26 protein-coding genes are annotated in these 24,236 nt (G+C 72.1%); 12 read left to right on the top strand and 14 right to left on the bottom strand.

The features are described 5' to 3' along the window. Nucleotides 1-10: 10 nt before the first annotated feature. The 4 genes from ABT254_RS06205 to ABT254_RS06190 all read right to left on the bottom strand — a co-directional run bounded on the left by ABT254_RS06205 (nt 11) and on the right by ABT254_RS06190 (nt 4,506). A complete protein-coding gene (locus ABT254_RS06205; protein ID WP_351464284.1) occupies nt 11-1,201 on the bottom strand; it encodes a CaiB/BaiF CoA transferase family protein in 1,191 nt (396 codons plus the stop codon). Further along, nucleotides 1,198-2,412, bottom strand: a complete 1,215-nt coding sequence (locus ABT254_RS06200; protein WP_351464281.1) for an MmgE/PrpD family protein — start codon at nt 2,410-2,412, stop codon at nt 1,198-1,200. The genes ABT254_RS06205 and ABT254_RS06200 overlap by 4 nt, the downstream gene beginning before the upstream one ends. Nucleotides 2,413-2,831: 419 nt before the next feature. Next, nucleotides 2,832-3,095: a hypothetical protein gene (locus ABT254_RS06195; RefSeq protein ID WP_351464278.1), complete on the bottom strand. Its 264-nt coding sequence runs from the start codon at nt 3,093-3,095 to the stop codon at nt 2,832-2,834. A 157-nt stretch (nt 3,096-3,252) separates the two neighbouring features. Further along, nucleotides 3,253-4,506: an MFS transporter gene (locus tag ABT254_RS06190; RefSeq protein ID WP_351464275.1), complete on the bottom strand. Its 1,254-nt coding sequence runs from the start codon at nt 4,504-4,506 to the stop codon at nt 3,253-3,255. Nucleotides 4,507-4,648: 142 nt separating this feature from the next. On the opposite strand from ABT254_RS06190, the gene ABT254_RS06185 reads away from it, so the two are divergent. After that, on the top strand, nt 4,649-5,569 hold the full coding sequence (locus ABT254_RS06185; RefSeq protein WP_351464272.1) for a LysR family transcriptional regulator: 921 nt from the start codon (nt 4,649-4,651) through the stop codon (nt 5,567-5,569). 213 nt (nt 5,570-5,782) lie between these two features. On the opposite strand, the gene ABT254_RS06180 is transcribed toward ABT254_RS06185, so the two are convergent. Together ABT254_RS06180 and ABT254_RS06175 are read right to left on the bottom strand one after the other, a co-directional pair. After that, nucleotides 5,783-6,991 (bottom strand): MFS transporter, encoded by a 1,209-nt coding sequence (locus ABT254_RS06180; RefSeq protein WP_351464269.1) that lies wholly within the window; start codon nt 6,989-6,991, stop codon nt 5,783-5,785. Nucleotides 6,992-7,158: 167 nt separating this feature from the next. After that, on the bottom strand, nt 7,159-7,617 hold the full coding sequence (locus ABT254_RS06175; RefSeq protein ID WP_351464266.1) for a MarR family winged helix-turn-helix transcriptional regulator: 459 nt from the start codon (nt 7,615-7,617) through the stop codon (nt 7,159-7,161). Nucleotides 7,618-7,751: 134 nt separating this feature from the next. Between ABT254_RS06175 and ABT254_RS06170 the strand changes: the two genes are divergently transcribed. Continuing rightward, on the top strand, nt 7,752-8,285 hold the full coding sequence (locus ABT254_RS06170; protein ID WP_351464263.1) for a 2'-5' RNA ligase family protein: 534 nt from the start codon (nt 7,752-7,754) through the stop codon (nt 8,283-8,285). 118 nt (nt 8,286-8,403) lie between these two features. Next, nucleotides 8,404-8,757 carry a hypothetical protein gene (locus ABT254_RS06165; RefSeq protein ID WP_351464260.1) on the top strand — a complete coding sequence of 118 codons (354 nt, stop codon included), beginning with the start codon at nt 8,404-8,406 and terminating at the stop codon, nt 8,755-8,757. A gap of 18 nt (nt 8,758-8,775) precedes the next feature. Here ABT254_RS06165 and ABT254_RS06160 read toward each other — a convergent pair whose 3' ends face one another. The 3 genes from ABT254_RS06160 to ABT254_RS06150 all read right to left on the bottom strand — a co-directional run bounded on the left by ABT254_RS06160 (nt 8,776) and on the right by ABT254_RS06150 (nt 11,324). Next, a complete protein-coding gene (locus tag ABT254_RS06160; protein ID WP_351464258.1) occupies nt 8,776-9,801 on the bottom strand; it encodes a helix-turn-helix domain-containing protein in 1,026 nt (341 codons plus the stop codon). 349 nt (nt 9,802-10,150) lie between these two features. After that, nucleotides 10,151-11,125 (bottom strand): alpha/beta hydrolase, encoded by a 975-nt coding sequence (locus ABT254_RS06155; RefSeq protein ID WP_351464255.1) that lies wholly within the window; start codon nt 11,123-11,125, stop codon nt 10,151-10,153. Between the two features lie 43 nt (nt 11,126-11,168). Next, nucleotides 11,169-11,324: a hypothetical protein gene (locus tag ABT254_RS06150; RefSeq protein ID WP_351464252.1), complete on the bottom strand. Its 156-nt coding sequence runs from the start codon at nt 11,322-11,324 to the stop codon at nt 11,169-11,171. A 122-nt stretch (nt 11,325-11,446) separates the two neighbouring features. Here ABT254_RS06150 and ABT254_RS06145 point away from each other — a divergent pair, with 122 nt between their 5' ends. Beyond that, nucleotides 11,447-12,328, top strand: coding sequence for an LLM class F420-dependent oxidoreductase (locus ABT254_RS06145; protein WP_351464249.1), 882 nt, complete (start codon nt 11,447-11,449; stop codon nt 12,326-12,328). Here the strand turns inward: ABT254_RS06145 and ABT254_RS06140 are convergent. Next, entirely contained in the window at nt 12,304-12,522 is a 219-nt protein-coding gene (locus tag ABT254_RS06140; RefSeq protein ID WP_351464246.1) for a hypothetical protein, read from the bottom strand. The two genes, ABT254_RS06145 and ABT254_RS06140, sit on opposite strands and share 25 nt — an antisense overlap. A gap of 115 nt (nt 12,523-12,637) precedes the next feature. Between ABT254_RS06140 and ABT254_RS06135 the strand changes: the two genes are divergently transcribed. Further along, nucleotides 12,638-13,540 carry a LysR family transcriptional regulator gene (locus tag ABT254_RS06135; protein ID WP_351464243.1) on the top strand — a complete coding sequence of 301 codons (903 nt, stop codon included), beginning with the start codon at nt 12,638-12,640 and terminating at the stop codon, nt 13,538-13,540. Nucleotides 13,541-13,615: 75 nt separating this feature from the next. Here ABT254_RS06135 and ABT254_RS06130 read toward each other — a convergent pair whose 3' ends face one another. Beyond that, the gene (locus ABT254_RS06130) at nt 13,616-14,179 is read right to left on the bottom strand and encodes an NAD(P)H-dependent oxidoreductase (RefSeq protein WP_351464240.1); all 564 of its coding nucleotides are present in this window, start codon (nt 14,177-14,179) and stop codon (nt 13,616-13,618) included. Nucleotides 14,180-14,281: 102 nt separating this feature from the next. Between ABT254_RS06130 and ABT254_RS06125 the strand changes: the two genes are divergently transcribed. From ABT254_RS06125 to ABT254_RS06110, 4 genes are all read left to right on the top strand, one after another. After that, on the top strand, nt 14,282-14,962 hold the full coding sequence (locus tag ABT254_RS06125) for a TetR/AcrR family transcriptional regulator (RefSeq protein WP_351464237.1): 681 nt from the start codon (nt 14,282-14,284) through the stop codon (nt 14,960-14,962). 61 nt (nt 14,963-15,023) lie between these two features. Further along, a complete protein-coding gene (locus ABT254_RS06120; RefSeq protein WP_351464234.1) occupies nt 15,024-16,073 on the top strand; it encodes a LacI family DNA-binding transcriptional regulator in 1,050 nt (349 codons plus the stop codon). 17 nt (nt 16,074-16,090) lie between these two features. Further along, nucleotides 16,091-17,269, top strand: a complete 1,179-nt coding sequence (locus ABT254_RS06115) for a 4-hydroxybenzoate 3-monooxygenase (RefSeq protein WP_351464232.1) — start codon at nt 16,091-16,093, stop codon at nt 17,267-17,269. A 30-nt stretch (nt 17,270-17,299) separates the two neighbouring features. Continuing rightward, a complete protein-coding gene (locus tag ABT254_RS06110; RefSeq protein WP_351464230.1) occupies nt 17,300-18,736 on the top strand; it encodes a benzaldehyde dehydrogenase in 1,437 nt (478 codons plus the stop codon). 24 nt (nt 18,737-18,760) lie between these two features. On the opposite strand, the gene trxA is transcribed toward ABT254_RS06110, so the two are convergent. Next, nucleotides 18,761-19,147, bottom strand: coding sequence for a thioredoxin (gene trxA, locus ABT254_RS06105; RefSeq protein WP_099933232.1), 387 nt, complete (start codon nt 19,145-19,147; stop codon nt 18,761-18,763). Nucleotides 19,148-19,268: 121 nt separating this feature from the next. Here trxA and ABT254_RS06100 point away from each other — a divergent pair, with 121 nt between their 5' ends. Both ABT254_RS06100 and ABT254_RS06095 read left to right on the top strand, forming a co-directional pair. After that, nucleotides 19,269-20,702 (top strand): dihydrolipoyl dehydrogenase family protein, encoded by a 1,434-nt coding sequence (locus ABT254_RS06100; protein WP_351464228.1) that lies wholly within the window; start codon nt 19,269-19,271, stop codon nt 20,700-20,702. A gap of 116 nt (nt 20,703-20,818) precedes the next feature. Further along, complete coding sequence (locus tag ABT254_RS06095) at nt 20,819-21,502, top strand: DUF6082 family protein (RefSeq protein WP_351464225.1); 684 nt, start codon at nt 20,819-20,821, stop codon at nt 21,500-21,502. Between the two features lie 5 nt (nt 21,503-21,507). Here ABT254_RS06095 and ABT254_RS06090 read toward each other — a convergent pair whose 3' ends face one another. Next, nucleotides 21,508-21,735 (bottom strand): hypothetical protein, encoded by a 228-nt coding sequence (locus tag ABT254_RS06090; RefSeq protein WP_351464223.1) that lies wholly within the window; start codon nt 21,733-21,735, stop codon nt 21,508-21,510. Nucleotides 21,736-21,785: 50 nt separating this feature from the next. Continuing rightward, nucleotides 21,786-22,430 carry a peptide deformylase gene (locus ABT254_RS06085; protein WP_351464220.1) on the bottom strand — a complete coding sequence of 215 codons (645 nt, stop codon included), beginning with the start codon at nt 22,428-22,430 and terminating at the stop codon, nt 21,786-21,788. A 145-nt stretch (nt 22,431-22,575) separates the two neighbouring features. On the opposite strand from ABT254_RS06085, the gene ABT254_RS06080 reads away from it, so the two are divergent. After that, nucleotides 22,576-24,021 carry a PepSY-associated TM helix domain-containing protein gene (locus ABT254_RS06080; protein ID WP_351464217.1) on the top strand — a complete coding sequence of 482 codons (1,446 nt, stop codon included), beginning with the start codon at nt 22,576-22,578 and terminating at the stop codon, nt 24,019-24,021. The last annotated feature ends 215 nt before the right edge of the window (nt 24,022-24,236 follow it).

Raw genomic sequence — 24,236 nt, 5'->3', positions numbered from 1 at the left:
TCGTCGGGGGTCAGATGACGGCGTCGGCGCGCAGCGCCCGGATGTCGTCGGGGGTGAGGCCGAGGCCGGTGAGGATCGTGTCCGTGTGCTCGCCCACGGCCGGCACGGGATCCATACGTGCCGGGATGCCCGCGAGGTCGGCCGGCGGGAGCAGCGCCTGCACCGTCGCGCCGGGCACGGCCACCTCGCGCCAGCGCCCGCGGGCGGCCAGCACCGGATGGTCCAGGAACGCGGCGACGTCGTTGACCCCGGCGCAGGCGATGCCGATCTCCTCCAGGTCCTTGAGGATCTCCTCGGCGTCGGAGCGGGCGCAGCGCTCGGCGACGATCGCGTTGACCTGGTCGCGGTGCGCGACGCGGTCGGAGCCCGTCGCGAAGCGGGGATCATCCGTCAAGGCGGGCTGTCCGAGGAAGTCCGCGCACAGGGCGACCCACTCGCGCTCGTTCTGGATGGAGAACAGCACCTGCTTGCCGTCGGCCGTCGTGAAGGCGCCGTACGGTGCGATGGTGGCGTGCTGGGTGCCGAGCCGGGCGGGCTGACTGCCGCCGTAGCGCGTGTAGTTCGCGGGCTGGCCCATCCACTCCGCCAGCGCCTCGAACAGGGACACCTCCACCGGGTGCGTCCGGCCGGTGGTGGCCCGGGTGTACAGGGCGGTGAGGACGCCCGTGTAGGCGTACATCCCGGCGGCGATGTCGGCGACGGAGATCCCGACACGCGCGGTCTCGTCCGCGGTTCCGGTGAGTGAGACCAGGCCGGTCTGGCACTGCACCAGCAGGTCGTACGACTTGCGGTCGGCCCATGGCCCGCTGGTGCCGTAGCCGGAGATCGTGCACGGGATCAGCCGCGGGTAGCGGTCCGCGAGCACATCCACGCCGAGGCCCAGCCTGTCCGCGGCGCCCGGCGCGAGATTCTGTACGAACACGTCGGCGTCGTCGAGGAGTTGGTGCAGGATCTCCATGCCCCGCGGGTCCTTCAGGTCCAGCGTGAGGGACTCCTTGGAGCGGTTGAGCCAGACGAAATAGCTGGAGTGGCCGTGCACCGTCGTGTCGTAACGGCGCGCGAAGTCGCCCTCGCCCGGTCGCTCCACCTTGATGACCCGGGCGCCGAGATCGGCGAGCTGCCGGGTGGCATAGGGAGCGGCCACGGCCTGCTCCAGGCTGACCACCGTGATGCCCGACAGGGGAAGCTGGTGCACCGTCATGTCTCCTGGCCCTCGTAGGGGTTGTAGGGGAAGTGCTTGCGCAGCAGGTCGGCCGCGCCCGTCCACGTCAGCCCGTCCAGCAGCGCCGGTACGTCCGGACCGCACGCGGCGGCCTTGGCCCGCAGGTCGGCCTCGGACGGCGGAAGCCCGGGGGCACCGGGCGGCAGCGCCAGCTCGGTGTGCACCTCGCTGCCGTCGGCGAGGCCGATGCGCAGGGAGACCCGGCCGTCGAGGAGGGAGCCGGTCCCGCCCGGCCGCAGGTCGGCGTGGACGCGGTCGACGAGTGTCTCCGCCGCCGGACGCCGCACCGCGTCGTCCGTGAAGCTGTCGAAGCCCGGATAGTCGTCGAGGAGGGCCGCGGCCACCGCGTACGGCAGGGAGAACTTGCCTTCCAGGCCGGTCCGCGGGCGGTCGTGGATGAGCGGGTGGACGGTTCCCGCCGGGGTGGTCACGGTGACGGCGGTGACCTCACCGCGCACCCGCTTGCGCACCTCGCGCAGGGCGGCGATGGGCCGCTGCATGGCATAGCAGCAGGGGAAGAGCTTGACGGCCAGGCCTCCGGGGACGGCCGGGGCCGTGGGGAAGTCCGCGGCAGGCTTGCCGCCGACCCGCTCCAGCCAGGCCTCCAGGACCCGTGGATCGGCGGTGGCGCCCGCCCGCGCCAGCCGTGCCGCCCGTACGCCCGCCTCGGCCGCGAACCCGACCTGCAGCGCCTTGCCGTGCGTCCCGAAGGCCTCCTGCCCGCCGCCGGCGGCGGGCACCGCGAGCGCCATCGCGGTGGCGAGCCCCCTCACGTCCAGGCCGAGGGCGAGCCCGGCCGCGACCGCGGCGGCCGGGGCCCCCGCGGTGCAGGTCGCGTGCCAGCCCGCCGCGTAGTGGCCCCAGCCGAGCATCGCCCCGAGCCGCGCCATGACTCCCGCACCGGCGAGATACGCGCGCGCGTCACCGCCGGCTGCGAGCACCGCCGGGACGGTGACCACGGAGATGTGGGTGGTGGTGTCGGTGTGCAGATCGTCGAAGTCGAGCACGTGCGCCATGGCCGCCCAGCGCGCCGCGTCCGGCAGCGGAGCGGTGACGCCGCGCAGGGGATGCGCACGGGCGGCCAGCGCGACGGCCACGGTGTCGGCCAAAGCCCGCTCGGCGAGCGCCAGGTCGTCCGGCGTCGCGCGGTACGCGTGGGCCCACCGGGCAAGGGCGCGGGCGACGGTCAACGGACCCCCCGGGGATTGGGTACCTGCCTCTCCTCGGATTTGTACGGCCAAATCCGAGACCCTGTCAACGCCGCCTTCGACGCCATGACCTGTGTCTCAGTGCACTCTCTTGACGGGGCGGGGCAGAAATCCGTCCCATGGCGGGACTTTGTACACAGCAATGCGGATCGCCGGGGCGGACAGGCATGGCGTCATCGGTGCGCCCCGTTCCGCCTCCCCGCGTCAGGGGCGCCCAGCCGCTCGCCCGACCCGGCCCACTCGGGTCCCCCGTCCCCCGGAGGCGTCCCATGGCAGACATCCTGGGCAGCGAGCGTGGCGGCCGCCTCCCGTAGCGCGGGCAGGCGGCGCGCAGGGTGCCGGCGCGCCCTCCCGACACGTGCATGCGTGCAGCTCAGGAAGGGCGCGGCGGGATCCGTGACTCAGATGTCCCGGCTCGGATCGCACAGCACCATGACCGCGCGGGCGACCAGTTCGCCCGCGCCGCCGAGTTCCTTCCGGTAGCGGCCCGTTATCCCTCGTACCGTCTCGGCGAAGACCGGGTCGGCGGCGCGGGCGCGGGCCGGGGGCGGGAGTTCCTGGGCCATCGCGCGGCGGCGTGCGAGGAGCGCGATGATCTCGTCGTCGAGGCGCTCGAGCTGGTCGAGTGACGGGTCCGTCGTAAGGCCGGCCGCGTGGTTCGTCATCAGAAGGGGTCTCCGTTTCGCCGGCGGAAGCCGGATCGCGGCTCCCGTCCGTCCTCATCGCAGTTGGTCCTTCATCACCTTGCCCGCGGCGATGAGCGGCAACTCCTCACGGGGCCCGACGGATCGGGGCACCTTGAACGGGTGCCCTCCGTGCGGGTCAGGCTGCTTCCTCGACGCTCGGCTGTGCCGTCTCCGAGGGGCCCGCGATACGGCGGGGCAGCAGCAGCGGGGTGGCCAGGACAAGGACACCGGCGACGGCGATCGCCGCGCGGGGGCCGGTCAGGCCGGCCAGCAGGCCCCACAGCGCGGTCATCGCGGCGGTCGTCGCCTTGTTGGTGACCGACCAGGCGGAGAGCGTGCGCGCCACCCGGCCCGGGTCCGTCTGCCGTAGCCGAATGGTGGAGTACACCGGGTTGAAGACGGCACAGGACACGATCACCCCCAGCTCCACGACCATCACCAGCACCAGCCCCGCCGTGCCGGGCCCGACGAAGGCGAGGCCGATCGGCCAGCACGCGCGCAGCGTCCCCGCGACGAGCAGCACCCGGCGCTCTCCGAACCGCGGCACGAGCCGGCGGGCCAGCCGTGAGCCGATCAGGCCGCCGACGCTGGGTACGGAGAAGGCCAGGCCGTACTGCCAGGCCGCGAAGCCGAGATCGCCGACCATCAGCACGGCGAGCAGCGGAAGCGACACCATGATCAGGGCGTTGTACAGCACCGTGTTGAAGAACAGCGGTCGCAGCGTCGGATGGGCGAGGATGTAGCGCCATCCTTCGAGAAGGCTTCCGCCCGGCGCCTGCCCGGGGCCCGGCTCCGGCCGTACGGGATGCGTCTCGGTCCCGCCGATCGCGCGGATCCCGACGGCCGACAGCAGGAAGCTCACCGCATTGGCCACCACGGTCATCACCGGTCCGAAGACGCCCATCGCGGCCCCGCCCAGGGGTGGCCCCAGGATGGTCGCGGTCCACTGGGTCGCCTCGAACCGCGCGTTCGCGGCGAGCAGGTCCTCCGGCGGCAACAGCGATTTGACGAAGGCCCCGCTTGCCGCGGTGAAGCTGATGTCGGCCGCTCCGACGACGACCGACACAACCAGAAGTTGTACGAAGCTGAGCGCGTCGAGCGCGAACGCGACCGGAACGGTCAGCAACACCCCACACCGGACCAGGTCCATGGACATCATCACGGGCCGCTTGCATCGGAACTCCATCCAGGGTCCGAGCGGTACCGCCACCGCCGCCCCCACCGCGAGCCCGGCGGCCGACAGCACCGCCACCTCGGTCGCCCCGGCATGCAGCACGATCACCGCTATCAGCGAGAACGCGTCGAAGGCGAGCCATGTCCCGATCGCGCTGACGGTGTACGCCCCCCACAGCCATCCGAACTGCCGCCCCAACGCCTGCCCGCCCCGCATGCCGGCCTCCCCGTCTCGCCCGAATCCCGACCGGCGACATCAAAGCCGGTCGCACGGCGCGGGGCAAACAACCGACGCGCCGGTCGCCCGACAACCGGGAGTTGTGGCCCGGCCGTCATCCGGACGTTGTAGAAAAGGGCGCGTGGACATCGACGCAGTGCGCACCTTCGTGGCCGTCGCGGACGCCGGACAGTTCCGGGAAGCCGCCCTCGGCCTGGACGTCACCCAGCAGGCCGTCTCCAAGCGGGTCGCCGCGCTGGAGAAGGACCTCGGTGCGCGGCTGTTCACCCGCACTGCGCGCGGCGCCCAGCTCACCGTCGACGGCCAGGTCTTCCTGCCCCACGCCCGTGAACTCCTGCGGGCCGAGGAGCGCGCCGCTGCCTCCGTGCGGCCCGGCCGCCGGGCCCTGCGCGTCGACGTGATCGGCCGCAGGCTCGCCCCGGCAGACCTGGTCCGGGACTTCCACCGCGCCCACCCGGACACGGCCCTCGACGTCGTGACGCTCTTCGACGCCGACGCGGCGATCTCCGCGGTGCGCTCCGGCACCATCGACGCGTCCTTCCGCGCCCTCACCCTCCCGGCGCGGCAGCTGCCCGAGGGCATCGAGGCAGCGCGCGTCCACGACGAGCCCCTCGAACTCCTCACCGGCCCCCGGCACGCGCTCGCCTCGGCACGTTCCGTCACCCCGGCGCAGCTGGCCGGGCACCGGATCTGGATGCCGGGCAACGTCGCCGGCACCGAATGGGCCGCCTTCTACGACGACCTGGCCGCGGCCTTCGGCTTCACCATCGAGGTCACCGGTCCGGACTTCGGCACCGAACCGCTCCTCGACACCATCGCCGACTCCCCGCTGCTCGCGACCTTCGTCGGCGTACAGACCCGGATGGTCTGGCCGGCCGACCACGACCTGCGCCGCATCCCGGTCCGCGACCCCACGCCCGTCTACCCGCACTCGCTGGTCTGGCGCGCCGACAACCCGCATCCCGCGCTGGCTTCACTCCGCGCCCACCTCGGCACGGCCCGGCGGGACGCGGGCACCTGGACCCCGAAATGGGCCCAGTGACGACCCGAACCGGCCGCGTCCGGCGGCCGGTTGAGGGTGTCCGCGTCGGGACCGGTGCGCAGACCGGGGTCCGGGCGGCGATCAGGCGTGACGGGCTTCGGGATCAGCGCGTTGGGTGCAGTCCGCTCTGGTTGACGGTCTGCGCCAGGGCGCTGCCCTCCGACAGCCGGCGCAGATGGACGGGCTGGTTGGCGGCGCTCACCCCGGCGGGGATCAGTGCCGTGCGGCCGGGACGTGCTCCGCGGGTGCGGACGCGGCCACGACACGGCCGGCCGGACGGGTGCGGCGGTCGAGGAAGGCCGCCAGGAAGGACAGGAGCAGTGCGCTGCCGGCCAGCAGGGCGCCGACCCAGTTCGGCGCCGTGTAGCCGAGCCCGGCCGAGATGACGAGACCGCCGAGCCAGGCGGACAGCGCGTTGCCGAGGTTGAAGGCACCGATGTTGGCGGCGGAGGCCAGCGTCGGGGCGGCCGAGGCCTGGTCGAGCACCCACTTCTGCAGCGGGGGCACGGAGGCGAAGCCCAGCGCACCGATCAGCGTCAGGGTGAGCGCGGCGAGGACCTTGTTGTGGGCGGTCGCCGTGAACAGCAGCAGCGCCAGGGACAGTGCACCGAGCGCGGTGAACAGCATGGGCATGAGGGCACGGTCGGCGAACCGGCCGCCCACCAGGTTCCCCAGGAACATCCCGGCCCCGAACAGCACCAGCAGCCAGGTCACCGCACCGGCCGAGTAACCGGCGACCTCGGTCATCATCGGTGTGATGTAGGTGATCGCGGCGAACACCCCGCCGAAGCCGAGGACCGTCATCGCCATCGCGATCCACACCTGCACGTTGCGGAAGGCGGCGAACTCGGTACGAATGGTGCCGGACTGCGGGCGGCCCTGCTCGGGCACCAGCTTCGCCACTCCGACGAGGCCCGCGATGCCGAGCGCGGCGACAGCGGTGAAGGTGACCCGCCATCCGGCGGCCTGGCCGATGTACGTGCCCAGCGGGACCCCCACCACGTTGGCGACGGTCAGGCCCGTGAACATCAGGGAGATCGCGGACGCCTTCTTCTCCGGCGCGACCAGACCGGCCGCGACCACGGAGCCGATGCCGAAGAACGCGCCGTGCGCGAGAGAGGCGATCACCCGGCCCGCGAGCATGACGCCGAAGGTGGGGGCGAACGCGGACAGGGTGTTGCCCACCACGAACAGACCCATGAGGAACATCAGCATCTTCTTGCGGGAGACCTTGGTGCCCAGCACCGTCAGCAGGGGTGCGCCGAAGACCACGCCCAGGGCGTAGCCGGAGACGAGCCAGCCCGCGGTGGGGATGGAGACGCCGAAGTCACCCGCGACCTCGGGCAGCACGCCCATGATCACGAATTCCGTGGTGCCGATCCCGAAGGCCCCGATGGCCAGGGCCAGGAGGGCGAGAGGCATGGGAAGTACCTTCCAGGCGATTGCGTGTAACGCTTACGAGCGTCGACAATAGTTGCAGACGCGCTATAAATGCAACCGCATCGAATGGCTGGGGCGGGTAGCGGGTGTATGCAAGTATTCGGGCAAGTGAAAACCCCCGGAGCGACGACTGCGGGGGTCTCGGTGCGTCAGGCAGGGACGCGAAGCGTCTCGACGGCTTCGACCAGCGGGGCGAGCTCCGGGCTCCGGGCGGCCTCGTCCAGGGCCTCGCGCAGGGCCGCCTCGTTGGTCGGACGGGCCTCCTCCAGGAGGGCGAGGCCGGCCTCGGTGACGTTGGTGTAGATACCGCGCCGGTCGGTGGGGCACAGGTACCGGGTCAGCAGCCCGCGGTCCTCCAGGCGTGTGACCAGCCGGGTCGTGGCGCTCTGGCTGAGGACAACCGCGTCGGCCACCTGCTTCATCTGCAGGTGCCCGCCCTCCCCGTCGTGCTGGCGGCTCAGCACGTCCAGCAGGGAGTACTCGCGCACGCTCAGATCGTGTCCGGCCTGCAGCGCGCGCTCGATGTGGGCCTCGATCCTGCCGTGCAGCAGCGACAGGGCGGACCAGCTCGAGGCGAGCGCGGTGAGCGCCGGATCCGTCGCGGTCATGGGCTGGGTCCTCCGTCCCGAGTGCCTGCGGTCCAGGATAGGACATCTGTGAAATTGTCGGCGAGGGATGGTATGGCGCGTATGCAAGTGGTGTCGGGTCGCGGCCGCGGGCATCAGCCTGGTACACCCATGGCATGGCAGACGAGCAATCCGGTCGTTTCACCGCGGGGCAGACGGCGCTCGTCGTGCCCGTACCCGAGGCGGAAGCGGTGGTCCGGCTCTGGCGGGACCGCTTCGACCCGGCGGCCCGAGCCGGTGTCCCGGCCCATGTCACCGTGGTCTTCCCCTTCCTGCCCGCCTCCCTCGTCGGCGCCGGGACCTGCGCCACCCTCGACGAGATCGTCGGGCGCCACCGCTCCTTCGAGGTGCGGTTCGAGAAATCCGGGCGTTTTCCCGGGTTGGTCCACCTCGAGCCCACCCCCGCCGCTCCGTTCCGCAGGCTCACGGAGGCGGTTGTCGAGCGCTGGCCGGAAGCCCCGCCGTACGGCGGGAAGTGCGAGCCCCACCCGCATCTGACGGTCGCCCAGGGCCAGGACGAGGCCGTGTTGGACGAGATCGAGGCCGGTCTGCGCGCCGCCCTCCCCTTCACGGCCCGCGTCCCCACGGTCGACCTCGTGGCCTACGACGGCACCGACTGGCTGCACCGGGCGTCCTTCGCCCTCCGGTAGCCGTCCGGACCCCCGCCGTCGTCGCCCGAAACCGCTTGGCCGCCGCAACGGCCCCGCCGGTATCGTCCGGACTTCCGCCCGCCGCACCGGCGGCCGATCCCTCCGGAAAGCGAACGCCATGACCAGCCCACGACCGACGACGACCCTGTGGCGACCGACCGGCCCCAAGGAGCTGGACCTGGTCCGTGAGCTGGAGTGGCGCGCCTGGCCGCCGCGGCTGCCCGAGCAGCCGATCTTCTACCCGGTGCTGAACGAGGACTACGCCGTCAAGATCGCGCGGGACTGGAACGTCAAGCACGACGGTGCCGGCTTCGTCACCCGCTTCGAGGTCGACACGGAGTTCCTGAGCCGGTACCCCGTGCGGCAGGCCGGAGGCGAGACCATCCTCGAGCTGTGGGTGCCCGCCGAGGAGCTCGACGAGTTCAACGCCCACATCCACGGCGAGATCCAGGTGGTCCACGAGTTCCGGTGAACCGCACGCGCCGAAGGGCTAAGGCCGCCGCGCCAAGTGCCGCATCGTCAGCGCCAGTTGCAGCCTGAGCCGGCCCTGCGGGGTGCGCAGCGGCCAGCCGAGCAGGTGCTCGGCCTGGGTCAGGCGGTCCTGGAGCGTGGAGTGGTGCACGTTGATCTCGGCGGCCGCCGCGCGCTGGCTCGCCGTGGCGGCCACCGCGTGCAGCGTGGCCAGCAGCCCGGGCAGTGCGCGCGCCGCCGCATCCAGGGCCCGCACATCGGGCGGCGGCTCGGCGCCCGGCACGACGAGATCCGCGAGCAGCGCGATGCCGCCCAGCTCGTCGGCGTACACCACTCGCGGGCCGGGATCCCGTGCCGTGCCGTCGGCCGTGAACCGCAGGGCCGTGCGGGCCGCCACCCATGAGCCCGGCAGATCGAGCACCGGGACGGCGGGCCCCACACCCAGGCGACCGGCGGGCAAGTCGGCGTCGCCGGGTCGGGCACCCGCCCGGACCGCCAGGATGCGGGGCGGGCCGTCGCCGGGGGCGAGGGCGCGGATCCGTACGGCCGGGTCGGCGGGGTCGATGCCGAGACGGCGGGCCGCGTGCAGCCGGGCCGGTTCGGGCACCGTGACGTCGAGCAGTGTCTCGATCAGAGCCGGGTCGTCGGCGGGGGAGGCCGGGGCGCGGCCCCGGGTGCGCTCCAGCACCAGCCGTATCGCACCGGCGGCACGCTCCAGGATCACCGCGTCGACCACGCTCGGTCCGGTTCCCGCCCGCTCCAGCCACAGGGCCGGGGCGCCGCCGGGCTCCAGTGCCGCGCACGGCCAGTCCGGCTCCGGCGGCGCTTCGGTGTCCCTGCGGGTGCCGTCGGGCTCGACCCGCACCCGCACGTGCCGGCCGGCATCGACGAGCCGCGCCGGACATCCGGCCAGCACGGCCGCCCCGCGCACCAGCCCCTCCAGACCGGCCCTGGTCTCGGCCAGCCGGTCGAAGTAGGCGATGACCCGGACGGCGGCACCGGCATCGGGATCCAGCGCGGTCAGGCGCCCGGCCAGCTCTTTCATACGGGCCATCATGCGCCATGGCGCACGCGATGAGGAGCGCCGACTGCGCCGCTGTGCCCTCGTACCTCCGTCGGCGATGGCCCGTGCATCGTTCGAGGAGACTCCGGTGGCCGGTCCTGGTCCGCCCGGTCGACACGACCGTCGTCCCGGACGTGCCCGTCGCCCCCGGCCAACTCGCCCGGCTCCTCGGAGCCACCTGGGCGGCTCTGCCGTACGAGACCGCCACGCGAGGTCTTGCCTCCAGCACCGCACTCGCCGGCACGGTCGCGGTGGTGCGCGAGGCCGGCCTCGTCAGCAGCGGCCGGGACGGCAAGTCACAGCATCGCTCTCCTGACCGCCGCCCGGCCCGTTACCGAGCCAGCAGTCGCCGCAGCCAGTCCAGCTGTGCCGCGCGGGCCGCCTGGGACAGGGTCGCCTGCGGGGCGAAGCCGTCGAAGCCGTGGAAGCCGCCCGGCCACACATGCAGCTCGGCCGACCCGCCGGCCTGCCAGATCCGCGAGGCGTAGGCCACGGTTTCGTCGCGGAAGGTCTCCGCGGAACCGACGTCCAGGAAGGCCGGGGGCAGACCGGACAGGTCCTCGGCGCGGGCGGGCGCGGCGTACGAGGGCACGTCCGCGCCGCCGCGCTCCTCGCCCAGCAGTGCCGTCCAGCCGGTCTCGTTGGCCGTGCGGTCCCAGACGCCGAGGCCCGCCATCTGGTACGTGGACGGGCTGTCGTTGCGGTCGTCCAGCATCGGGCACATCAGCATCTGGCCCAGCGGTCGCGGGCCCTTGCGGTCCCGGGCGAGCAGGGCCAGCGCCGCGCTCAGCCCGCCGCCCGCGCTGGCACCCGCGATCACGATCCGCTCCGGGTCGGCATCGAGCTCTGCGGCATGCTCCGCCGTCCACAGCAGACCGGCGTACACGTCGTCGATCTGCGCCGGATACGCATGCTCCGGAGCCAGCCGGTACTCCACCGACACCACGACCGCGTCCAGCTGCCGCGCCCACTCCAGGGCCACGTCCACACCCACCCGGTTGTTGCCGATGATCAGGCCGCCGCCGTGGACGTGGTAGACGACGGGCCGCGGACCAGCGGCCGGCGGGCCGGCGGGGCGGCAGATCAGCAGGGAGATGTCGGGCGCGTTCTCGGGACCGGGCACGGTGCGGTCCTCGACCTCGAAGAAGCCGCCCGCGGTCAGGTCGAGCTGGGCGAGCATCTCGATGCCCGGTCCCTGGCGCACCAGGTCGATCTCGTCGAGGGTGAGACCGGGTCGCACCAGATCCTTGATCAGCTCGAGTGCTGCGGCAAGTTCGGGATCGAACGGGGGCGGGACCAGGGTCATGACTGTCTCCTCTTGCATGGCGCGGTGGCTCTGGCGACATGATTCACGCGCCGGCCGTCATGCGGACCGCCGCCGTCCGGCGGAACCTGCCCGCCGAACGGCGGGTGGCCGCGCGATACCTGCTCCCGTCCGGCTGCTGAGGGTCGTCACCCTGTGCGCGCTCGTCGCCGTCGACTTCTTCGTCGGACGCGAGCCGCATGACGTTTCCCTCATGAGTCGCAGGCGGCGCCCTGAAGGGATGCGGGACCGTCTTGACTTCGAGAGCACTCGAAGTCCTAGCGTCACCAGGGACGACAACGGCCCGGGCGGACGGAGACGGTCATGCGGGTGGGCGTACACATCAACCGGTTCAACCACAGCGGCGGCGGGCCCGCCCTCGGCGCGGAACTCGCCGCGACGGGCGCCGCGGCCGAGGCAGCCGGCATCAGCCGGCTGTCGGTCATGGACCACTACTTCCAGATGGAGTTCAACGGCGGCGCCGAGGACCCCATGCTGGAGGCCTACACGACCCTCGGCTATCTCGCCGGCCACACCTCCACGGTGCAACTGGGTGCGCTGGTGACCGGCGTGACCTACCGGCACCCCGGACTGCTCGCCAAGATCGCCACCACGCTGGACGTCCTGTCCGGCGGTCGCGCCACCCTCGGTATCGGCGCGGCCTGGTACGACCGCGAGCACGAGGGCCTCGGCGTCCCCTTCCCGCCACTCGCCGAGCGCTTCGAACGGCTGGAGGAGACCCTCCGGATCTGTCTGCAGATGTGGGACCCGCAGACGAACGGCGCCTTCGGGGGCAAGCACTACAAACTGGCCGAGACCCTGTGCGTCCCGGCACCGGTCAGCAGCCCCCACCCCGAGATCATGATCGGCGGCGGGGGCGAGAAGAAGACGCTGCGCCTGGTCGCCCGGTACGGCGACGCCTGCAACCTGTTCGCGACCTCGCCGGAGGAGGTCCGCCACAAGCTGGACGTGCTGCGCGGGCACTGTGACGCCGAGGGGCGCGACTACGACCGGATCAGCAAGACGGTCGCCTACATGGGCGAGTCGGCCACAGCAGGAGACCTCGACACCTTCACGCGGGACATCTCCGGCTACACCAAGCTGGGCCTGGACACCGTGATCCTGGTGCCGCGTCTCGGGGAAACCGCGGCGTGGATCGAGAGCTTCGCGGCCCCGGCCGTTCAGCGGCTGGCCGGGCTGGAGTGAGGCTCCGCGGGGCCGCTGCGCGAGACGACGCGCACCCCGCAGCCGTCGACCACCCGGACCTGCAGCGAGCCGCAGCCGCAACGGGTCCACTCCGTGCGGCCCGCCGCGGTGCTGTGCCTCGACACCACCTGGAAGGGCTCGGCGCCGTCCGGCCAACCGCAGTGCGGGCAGGCGGTGCCGGTCGTGCTGATCATGGCAACTCCTCGGTACGTCCTGACTGGTGGGCCGTCGCGACACACCCAGAGTGCAGCCCGGCATCCGTACACGTCCAGGTTGACTTTGTGGACCCGACCTTGAAGCCTGGGCTTCATGATTGACCTGCGCCGACTGCACGTCCTGCGGGCGGTGGCCCATTACGGCACGGTCACCGCGGCCGCCCGCGCCCTGCACTTCACCACGTCCGCGGCCTCCCAGCAGATCCGCCAGCTCGCCCGCGACCTCGGCGTCGACCTCCTGGAACCGCAGGGCCGCGGGGTGCGGCTCACCCCCGCCGCCGAGAGCCTGCTCGCGCACGCGGACGCGATCCAGGCCCGCTGGGAACAGGCCGAACTCGATCTGCGCGCCGAACACACCCCCGCCGGGCCGCTGCGTGTCAGCGGGTTCCCGGTGGCCGTCTCGGTGCTGCTGGCCCCCATGGCGGTCCGGCTGCACGAGCGCCATCCCCGGCTGTCCGTGCGCATCCAGGAGGCCGTCGTCCCCGGCAGCTTCGACCTGCTCTTCGAGGGGGAGACCGACCTCGCCGTCGTCGAGGCCACCCCGCACAACCCGCCCCTGAGCGACGCCCGCTTCGACCAGGAGCCGCTCCTGGACGACCCGTTCGACCTCGTCGTCCCCGAGGACCACCCGCTGGCCGGGCGGGAGCGCGTCGACCTGTCCGAGGCGGCGCACGAGGACTGGATCGCCCCGGTCGCGGACAGCCCCTGCCGCCCGCACGTGCTGTCCGCCTGCGGCGAGGCGGGGTTCAGCCCGGACATCGTCCACCACGCGCTGGACTGGAACGTCACGGCCCACCTGGTCGCGAGCCGCCTCGGTGTCGCGCTGGTCCCGCGGCTGGCCCAGCTCACCCAGCACCTGCCGATCACCCGCGTGCGCTGCACCGGCAACCCGCACCGCAAGCTGCTCACCTGCACCCGCCGGGGCGCCCGGGAACGGCCCGCGGTCGCGGCCGCACTGCGGGAACTGCGCGAACTGGCGCCGACGGCGGTGGCCTGACACCCGGACCAGGCACACAAAGGGGCCGGAGCTGATCGGCTCCGGCCCCTCAGATTCTGCTGCGGCCTCGTCCGCTCAGGCGGCAGCGGCCTCGTCCGCGTGGCCGTGGAGGCGGGCGATGACCTCGGTCAGCTGCGCGGCGACCTCGGCGTCGTCGGCCGGGTGGGTCTCGGCGAAGCGGACCACGGAGCCGGGGATGGAGAGCTTGACGTCCTCCAGCACCTTGCCGCCTGCGATGCCCACGGCCTTGCGGGTCTCGTCCTGCGCCCACACGCCGCCGAACTGGCCGAAGGCGGTGCCGACCACGGCGACCGGCTTGCCGCCGAAGGCGCCGGCGCCGTAGGGGCGGGACAGCCAGTCGATGGCGTTCTTCAGGACGGCCGGGATGGTGCCGTTGTACTCGGGGGAGAAGAGCAGGAACGCGTCGGCGGCCTGCGCGGCCTCGCGCAGCTTCGTGGCGGCGGCCGGGACGCTGCCCTCGACGTCGAGGTCCTCGTTGTAGAAGGGGATCTCGGCCAGGCCCTCGAACAGCACGACGTCCGCGCCCTCGGGGGCCAGCTTGACGGCTGCTTCGGCGAGCTGACGGTTGTGCGAACCGGCGCGAAGGCTGCCGACGAGCGCAAGGATGCGAACAGACATGGGTTACTCCAGGGGGTGCTGAAACATTGCCGTTACGATCCGGACCGAGGTCCGTTTATCGTTGTAGCACCCTAACCGGACCCCGGTCCAGTTTTGTTCCCGATGCTTTACGCTGTCTTCATGTCCGCCACGCTGCCGCCCTTCCCGAGGCCTCAAGAGCCCGCCGGCGAGCCTGAGTTGCTCCAGCTCAGCTCCGCCGAGGACGAGCCGTGCCTGCGCGCCGACGCCGCCCGCAACCGGGCCCGGCTGCTGGAGGCGGCCACCCGGCTGATCGCGGAGCACGGGGCTGCCGGGGTCACGATGGAGGCGGTCGCCGCTGCGGCCAACGTGGGCAAGGGGACCGTCTTCCGCCGCTTCGGAGACCGCACCGGGCTGCTGACGGCGCTGCTGGACCATTCGTCGAGGAAGCTGCAGGCCGACTTCCTCGGCGGGCCGCCGCCGCTGGGCCCCGGGGCACCGGCGATCGAGCGGCTGCGGGCGTTCGGGGTGGCGGTGCTCTATCGCTCGGTCGAGCAGCTCGACCTGCAACTGGCCGCCCAGCCGGAGCCCATGCGCCGCTTCGCCCACCCCTCGCTCCGGGCGCTGCACACCCACGTCACGATGCTGCTGCGGCAGATGGCCCCGGACGCCGACTGCGAACTCCTCGCCCAGACCCTGATGGGCTATCTCGACCCGGCCCTGATCCACCATCTGACCAAGCAGTGCGGCATGCCGATGGAGCGCCTGGAGAAGGGCTGGATCGACCTGGTCGACCGCGTCACCCACGGCCGACCGCCCTGCTGAACCCCGCGCGGACACGGTCGCCGGCGCCCCGCCTGTGGCCTCGGCCACAGGTTCTGCAAAGATGCCGTACGTCATGGTGCAGATACCGAAAACGCCCGCGTCCTCGTCGCCCGCACCGCGCTCCGTGCCCACGAGCGCCGATGTGGCCCGCCTGGCCGGCGTCTCGCGCGCGACCGTCTCCTACGTCCTGAACAACGCCAGCGCCGTACGGATCAGTGAGCCCACGCGCCGCCGTGTCCACGAGGCGGCCAAGGAACTCGGGTACGTCCCGCACGCGGCCGCCCGCAGCCTGCGCGCCGGGCACAGCCGCATGGTCCTGATGCCCGCGCCCAGCTTCCCGGTCGGCCCCCTCTACAGCCAGTTCATCAGCGAGCTGCAGTGGGCGCTGGGCCGTCTCGACTACACGGTCGTGCAGTACGGCTCCGTCGGCGTGCACGGCGACGAGGCCGCCCGTGCCTGGGCCGAGCTGCGCCCGGTCGCGGTCCTGGTGCCCGGCCCCGGCTCCCTCACCCCGCAGGGCGTGACCGTGCTCAAGCGCTCCGGCGCCCGGGCCGTCGTCACCCTCGGCCCCGACTCCGTCGACGGCGCCCACGCCCTGCTGATGGACCACGAGGCCGTCGGCCACTGCGCCGGCAGCCATCTCTTCGACCGCGGCCGGCGCCGCATCGGCGTCGTCGTACCCGAGGAGGACGGCCTGGAGTCCTTCTCCCTGCCCCGGCTCGAAGGGGTGCGCCGCGCCCTGCACGGCACCGACGCCACCGTCACCGAACTGCCGCTCGGCTACGAGGAGGAATCCGCCGCGCGCCTCGCCGCCCGCTGGCGTGAGCTCGACCTGGACGCCGTGTTCGCGTACAACGACGAGTACGCGATGCTGCTGATGCGCGCCCTGCAGGACGCGGGGGTGCGCATCCCGGAGGACACGGCCGTGATCGGCGCCGACGACCTCATGCTCGGCCGACTGCTCAGGCCCCGGCTGAGCACGGTCCACATCGAGCTGCCGTCCGGCCGCGACCTCGCCGAACTGGTCGACCGCGCGGTCCGCAACCCGGGCGCCGCGCCCGAGACGCACAAGGTGCTGGGAGCCACGGTGGTCCACCGCGACTCCAGCTGAAGCCACGGGAGGCGCCCATGCGCACGACGGTCGGCATCATCGGCGGCGGCCCCGCCGGACTGCTCCTGGCCCGGCTGCTGCACCGCACGGGCATCGACTGTGTCGTCCTGGAGGTCAGGACCCGCGAGTACGTCGAGCACCGCCAGCGCGCCGGAATGCTGGAGCAGGGCACCGTGGACGCCCTGCGGGAGGCCGGCGCCGCCGAGCGCATGAACGCCGAGGGCCTGGTCCACCAGGGCATCGAGCTGCGCTTCGACCGCGAACGCCACCACATCGACTTCCCGGCCCTCACCGGTGGCCGCACCGTCACCATCTACGCCCAGACCGAGATCGTCAAGGACCTCGTCGCCCTCCAACTGGCCGACGGGCCACCCCTGTTGTTCGAGGCGGAGGCCCTCGCGATCGAGAAGCCGGAGAGCGCCTCGCCCGTCGTACGCTTCCTGCACGAGGGCCGCGAGCAGACGCTGACCTGCGACTGGGTGATCGGCTGCGACGGCTTCCACGGCATCTCCCGCGACACCTTCCCTGCCGCGAGCAGCCGCTCGTACGCGCACGACTACCCGTACTCCTGGCTCGGCATCCTCGCCGACGTGGCACCCTCCTGCGAGGAGCTGATCTACGCGCGCGGCGCGAGCGGCTTCGCCCTGCACAGCATGCGCTCCCCGCAGCTGTCCCGCCTCTACCTCCAGGTCCCCAACCACACCGACCCCGAGGACTGGCCCGACGACCGCATCTGGGACGAGCTCGCCGCCCGCTTCGCCGTCGACGCCGACTGGACCCTGCACCGCGGCCCGATCACCGCCAAGTCCGTGACCTCGATGCGCAGCTACGTCCACGAACCGATGCGCCACGGCCGGCTGCTGCTGGCCGGCGACGCCGCCCACATCGTGCCGCCCACCGGGGCCAAGGGCCTCAACCTGGCCGTCTCCGACGTCCGCGTCCTCGCCCGCGCCTTCGCCGAGCTGCACCGCAGCGGATCCGAGCAACTCCTCGACGCCTATTCGGAGATCTGCCTCGCACGGGTGTGGCAGGCCACGCGTTTCTCCTACGACATGACTAAGATGTTGCATGCTCAACCAGATGGGGATGCGTTCGAGAACCGCCTGCAGTTGACACGTCTGCGCCGGATCGCCGCATCCCGCCACGCGGCCGCCGAACTGGCCGCCAACTACACGGGACTTCCGCTGATGACGTGAGTCCCGCCGGTGACGAAACGGAGAGCCGTCATGCCGTTGCTCGACCCGAAGACCTGGCAGTCCCGACCCCTGTCGGGACCGGAGTACGCCGTGACGGAGCCCGCCACCGGGGACACCCTCGCGACCGTCACTCTCGCCTCGGCAGCGGACGTCGCCCCTGCCACCGAGGCCGCCCGCGCCGCCCAGGCCGAGTGGGCCCGCGTCCCGCACTTCGTCCGCGCCGGCGTCCTGCGCAAGGCCGGCGACCTGTTCGCCGCGCACGCGGATGAGCTGCGCGAATGGATCGTCCGCGAGTCCGGCTCGATCCCCGGCAAGGCCGAGTTCGAGCTGCATGTGGCCGCCCAGGAGTGCTACGAGGCCGCCGCCCTCGCCTCACGCCCGGCCGGGCAGATCCTGCCCAGCGAGGCGCCCCGGCTGTCGTACACGCGCCGCATCCCGGTCGGCGTGGTCGGCGTGATCTCCCCGTTCAACGCCCCGCTGATCCTCTCGATCCGTTCGGTGGCCCCGGCCCTCGCGCTCGGCAACGCGGTCGTCCTCAAGCCGGACCCGCGCACCGCGGTCTGCGGCGGGCTCTCCCTCGCCGCGGTCTTCGCCGAGGCAGGCCTGCCCGAGAACCTGCTGCACATCCTGCCGGGCGGCCCGGACGTCGGCCAGGCCCTGGTCGCCGACCCGAAGGTGCCCGTCATCTCCTTCACCGGCTCCACGGCAGCGGGCCGCGCGGTCGGCGAGGCGGGCGGCCGCCACCTCAAGCGCGTCCACCTGGAACTCGGCGGCAACTCCGCCATGGTCGTCCTCGAGGACGCCGACCTGGACGCCGTGATCTCCACGGCCGCGTGGGGCTCGTTCTTCCACCAGGGCCAGATCTGCATGACGACCGGCCGCCACCTGGTGCACCAGTCGCTGTACGAGGAGTACGTCGAGCGCCTCGCCGCCAAGGCCGACTCCCTCGCCGTCGGTGACCCGCACCGCGAGCAGGTCCACCTCGGGCCCATCATCGACGACGCCCAGCTGACCAAGGTGCACGGCCTGGTCGAGGCCAGCACCTCAGGCGGCGCCAAGCTGGCCGCGGGCGGCACCCACGACCGCCTGTTCTACCGTCCGACGGTCCTCGCGGGCGTCGACGATCACAGCCCCGCCTACGCCGAGGAGGTCTTCGGTCCGGTCGCGCCGGTACGGTCCTTCGCCACCGTCGACGAGGCGGCAGCCCTGGCGTCGGCGGGGGAGTACGGCCTGTCCCTCGGCATCGTCACCCGCGACGCCGCCCGCGGTCTCGACCTCGCCGAACGCATCCCGACCGGCATCGTCCACATCAACGACCAGACGGTCAACGACGAGGCCGTGGCGCCCTTCGGCGGCATCGCCGCGTCCGGCACCGGCGCCCGCTTCGGCGGCGAGGCCAACCTGGAGGCCTTCACCGACGTGCGCTGGACGACGGTGCGCGGTGACGTGGCGCCGTATCCCTTCTAGAGAGGGCTACTGCTCCAGAGAGGGCTACTGGCCGTTCTGCTCGGCCTGCGCCTGCTGCTCCGCGACCGCCTTGCGGACCTCGTCCATGTCCAGCTTGCGGGCCTGGCCGATGACATCCGTCAAGGCGGCCTCGGGCAGCGCGCCCGGCTGCGCGAACACCGCGACCTGGTCGCGGACGATCATCAGCGTCGGGATCGACTGGATACCGAAGGCCGCGGCCAGCTCCGGCTGCGCCTCGGTGTCGATCTTGCCGAACACCAGGTCCGGGTTGTCCTCGGCCGCCTTCTCGTAGACCGGCGCGAACTGACGGCACGGCCCGCACCACGACGCCCAGAAGTCGATCAGGACGAAGTCGTTGTCCGTGACCGTCTGGTCGAAGTTCTCCTTGGTGAGCTCCACGGTGCTGCTCATGACCTGAATTCCCTCTTCCTGCTGTCGGGGCGAAGCCGTCGGCACAACACGGCCGGCCGGTCACGTATTCCGCGCCCCTACCCGTGTGGCCTGAGCGCACACCACCCACCAGACTGACCTCATGACGGAAACGGAAACCATCGCGTACGACGTCGTGGTGCTCGGGGCCGGGCCCGTGGGGGAGAACGTCGCCGACCGCACCCGCGCGGCCGGCCTGTCCACCGCGGTCGTGGAGAGCGAGCTGGTCGGCGGCGAGTGCTCGTACTGGGCCTGCATCCCCAGCAAGGCCCTACTGCGCCCGGTCATCGCCCGCGCCGACGCCCGCCGCGTACCGGGCCTGCGCCAGTCGGTGCAGGGCCCCCTGGACGCCGCCGCGGTCCTCGCGCACCGCAACTACTACACCTCCGACTGGCACGACGACGGCGCCGCCGGATGGCTGGACGGCATCGGCGCCGACCTGCACCGCGGCCACGGCCGCCTGACCGGCCCGCGCACGGTGACCGTCACCGGCTCCGCCGGCGGGCAGAAGGTGCTCACCGCCCGGCACGCCGTCGCCGTCTGCACCGGCACCGACGCCGTCCTGCCCGACCTGCCGGGCCTGGCCGACGTCAAGCCGTGGACCAGCCGGAACGCCACCAGCGCACAGGAGGTACCGGGCCGGCTGGTCGTGGTGGGCGGCGGAGTGGTCGCCACCGAGATGGCCACCGCCTGGCAGGCCCTCGGATCCCAGGTCACCGTCCTGGTGCGCGGCAAGGGCCTGCTCAACCGCATGGAACCCTTCGCCGGGGAGCTGGTCGCCGAGGCCCTCACCGAGGCCGGCGCGGACGTCCGCACCGGTACCTCGGTCGAGTCGGTCACCCGCGAGAACGGCACGGTCGTGGTGGTGACCGACCAGGGCGACCGCATCGAGGCCGACGAGATCCTCTTCGCCACCGGCCGCCGCCCGAAGACCGGCGACATCGGCCTGGAGACGGTCGGACTGGAGCCGGGCAGCTGGCTCCCGGTCGACGACAGCCTGCGCGTGACCGGCAGCGACTGGCTCTACGCGGTCGGCGACGTCAACCACCGCGCCCTCCTCACCCACCAGGGCAAGTACCAGGCCCGCATCGCGGGCGCCGCCATCGCCGCCCGCGCCTCCGGCGTCCCGCTCCTGGAATCCGACCCCTGGGGCGCGCACGCCGCCACCGCCGACCACCACGCCGTCCCCCAGGTCGTCTTCACCGACCCGGAGGCGGCCGCCGTAGGCCTCTCCCTCGCGGAGGCGGAACAGGCCGGACACCGCGTCAGGGCCGTGGACGTCGACATGACCTCCGCCTCCGGCGCCGGCCTGTACGCCGACGGCTACCGCGGCCGCGCCCGCATGATCGTCGACCTGAACGAGGAGATCCTGCGCGGAGTCACCTTCGTCGGCCCCGGCGTCAGCGAACTCATCCACTCGGCCACCATCGCGGTCGCGGGCCAGGTCCCGATCAGCAGGCTCTGGCACGCGGTGCCGTCGTTCCCGACGATCAGCGAGGTGTGGCTGCGGCTGCTGGAGGCGTACCGGGACAACTGACGTCCAACAGCTGCGCCTGGGATTTCTTGACGGCATGTGCCTCTTTGCGCCGTCCGTGCGCCAGTTGGCGGTGACGCCACGAGGGCATTTCACGGGCGTCAGGGGGGAGCTGGGCGATGTCTGGGCTCAAGTTGGTGAAGGAACTGGCCGCCGCGACCGCTCTGGTCGTGGCGGCCTGCGTCGCCTCGATTCTGGTCACCGTGTTTCTGGTGCGCGTACCGGGGCTGCAGTCTCCGCAGAGCGGCAACGCGGGCCAGGCGTTCGGGGCGGCAGCCGGTGTGACGTCGATGATCGTGCTCGTCTTCATGGTCCGGACGTTCCATCAGCAACGTCAAGAGACGCAGATGCAGCGGGAGTTGCTCGACGCGCAGCTCAACGAGGTGATGTCGCAGAGCGAGTACGCGCGCATAAACAACGAGTGTGCTCAGCGAATGGCCGAGGCAGCCGTGCGGGAGCAGCACCAAGCCCTGTTGAGTGCGGCCATCGAGGATCCCCTGCTTGCCGACGTGTGGCCGGGCTGGGGGACCGATGTCTCTGAGGAGAAGAGGAAACAGTTCCTGTATGCCAACCTGATCATTTCATTCCACTACATGGCGTACACGGTGAACTACACATCGGTCGACGAGGTGGAGGCGAGCATGTTCCGACTGTTTCAGAGTGAGGTGATCAGCGAGTTCTGGGAGCAGTCGCGCCCGATACGCGCGGGAGGTACGGCGCCCGGCGGTTCCATGTGGAAGTTCTACGAGATGGCCGAACTCGCCTACCAGCGTTGTCAGGCAGACCGGCCAGGAGCCGAGTGAGGACCTCAAACTGAAGGAAGCTGCCATCCTGCTGCGACGGCGAGGCTGCGGGGAACCACCACGAGGCGCTCACCCGGCCCGACACCGGCGCCCTGGGGGAGCTGGTCGTGCAACTCGCCGGGAGCTTCTGAGCCGATGAGGGCCAGATCGCCGTTCGGCAGTTCGAAGACGGCAGGACAAGTGCCTTCGCTGAGGCACGAGGCGGCGGTTGCCAGCAACTTGATCTGAGTCACGGCGGTCACAGTAGCAGCGCCCGCACCTGCAGAAACGTTCTTCACGGCGGTCACGGGAGATCGAAACCCAGAGCTTGAGCCGCCCCCTCCGGCGTCACTTGCGTCCACCGCTCCGCCATCGCCTGGTTCGACGACAACGAGCGCAGCTCCGCCCGGTCGAGGTACAGAACGCCGTCGAGATGATCGGTCTCGTGCTGCACGATCCGTGCCGGCCAGCCGCTGAACACCTCGTCCACCGGTCGCCCCACCTCGTCCTCGCACGTGAGCCGCACCTCTGCGTGCCGCGCCACCACCGCCTGCCAGCCCGGCACACTGAGACAGCCCTCGAAGAACGCGGCGCGGGCCGCACCGACGGGCTCGTACGTCGGATTGACCAGCACCCGGAACGGCTGCGGCACCCGGCCGCGGGCCAGCCGTACCTCCTCCGGCACCGGTGCCGGATCCTCGATCACCGCGATCCGCAGCGGCACGCCCACCTGCGGTGCGGCGAGGCCCACCCCCGGTGCTTCGTGCATGGTGAGGCGCAGGGCCTCGATGAAGCGGGCCAGCAGCGCGGGGTCGAGCTGGCCCTCGAAGCGCTCGGTGCCGCGCCTCAGGACCGGGTCACCCGCCGCGACGATGGGCAACGGGCCGCCGACGGCGAGAAGTTCCTCGACCTGCTCGGCAAGGGGCGCGTGGTCACGGGGAGTTGCCATCGGACCAGGATGTCATGGACTTCGGCCACTGCCGTCTCGGTGTGTGACGCGGACCACTTCTGTCACAGGGAACTCGGCGGGCCCCGCTCCCGACTACTGGACCGCTACGCCACTTCACGTCCCCGTCTCCCGGAGAAGCCCGCCGATGTCCACCGCTCCCTCGACCTCCCCCACTTCCGGCTCCGGCCCAGCGGGGGGACTCCCACCGGACGAGGCCCCGCAACCGGCCGCCGCCGCCCCGGCGCCGTCCCCCAGCCGCCTGGCGGCGCTGCGCCCGCTGGTGCTGCGACTGCACTTCTATGCCGGCGTGTTCGTCGCGCCGTTCCTGCTCGTCGCCGCCGTCACCGGGTTCCTCTACGCCGGTGCGTTCCAGGCCGAGAAGCTCGTGTACGCCCACGAGACGACCGTCGCCAAGGTCGGCGACACCAAGCTGCCGATATCCCAGCAGGTCACCGCGGCGCGCAAGGCGCACCCCGAGGGCACCGTCTCGGCGGTACGGCCATCCCCGGAGGCCGACGCCACCACCCGTGTGATGCTGTCCGGCGTCAAGGGAGTCGACCCCGACCACACCCTCGCCGTCTTCGTGGACCCGTACACCGGCACAGTGCGCGGCGCCCTCGAACAGTACGGCTCGACGGGCGCGCTGCCGCTGCGGACGTGGATCGACGAGTTCCACCGCGACCTGCACCTCGGCGACAGCGGTCGGCTCTACAGCGAGTTCGCCGCGAGCTGGCTGTGGGTGATTGCCGGCGGTGGCCTGGTGCTGTGGTTCTCGCGCCGCCGGGCCCTGCGCAAGGTGCGCGGCACCAGCGGGCGGCGCCGCACGCTCGGTTTGCACGGCACCGTCGGCGTGTGGGCCGCCGCCGGGTTCGTCTTCCTGTCGGCGACCGGTCTGACCTGGTCGACCTACGCCGGGGCGAACATCGACACGCTGCGTACCTCGCTCGGTCAGGCCACTCCGTCGGTCTCGGCGGCGGCGGGCGGCGACCACGCGGGGCACGGCGCCTCCGCCACCACCGGGTCCGGCGAACACGGCGTCGGCCTCGACAAGATACTGGCGGCGGCCCGGGCCAAGGGTCTGTCCGACCCGGTGGAGATCGTGCCGCCCGCCGATGCGAACTCCGCATACGTCGTCAAGCAGGTGCAGCGCAGCTGGCCCGAGAAGCAGGACTCGGTCGCGGTCGACCCGGCCACCGGCAAAGTCACCGACGAACTGCGCTTCGCCGACTACCCACTGCTCGCCAAACTGACCCGCTGGGGCATCGACCTGCACACCGGCATTCTGTTCGGCCTGGTCAACCAGATCGCCCTGATGCTCCTCGCGCTCTCCCTGATCCTGCTGATCGTCTGGGGCTACCGCATGTGGTGGCAGCGCGGCCGCGGCTCCGCCTTCGGCCGGCCGATCCCACGCGGCGCCTGGCAGCAGGTGCCCCCGCAGATCCTCGTCCCGGCGGTCGCCGGCATCGCCGTCCTCGGCTACTTCGTCCCACTGCTCGGCATTCCACTGGCCGCCTTCATCGTCGCCGACGCCCTCCTCGGCGAGATCGCCCACCGGAAGGGGCGGTCCACACCGGCCCCGGCCGTGAAGTAGCGGGCACCGGGGCCGGGCGGAGACATGGCCGGGGCCCGGTTCCTTCGTGGGGCGGGACCCAGTCGCGGAGCCGTGGAGTCAGGGCGTCGCTCAGCCGTGCTGCTCGGCGTTCCGCCGGCTAGCGCCGGGCGCGGCCGTGAAGCAGGCGACCCGGTGCAGGGCGGAGACGTGTCCGGGGCCGGTTCCTCCGTGGAACCGGCCCCGGACGCAGAGCC

The sequence above is a fragment of the Streptomyces sp. NPDC001137 genome (genome assembly GCF_040298885.1).
Taxonomy (GTDB): Bacteria; Actinomycetota; Actinomycetes; order Streptomycetales; family Streptomycetaceae; genus Streptomyces.
Note: the sequence above shows the minus strand (reverse complement) of the source record. Positions and strands in the feature narration are given on the sequence as shown.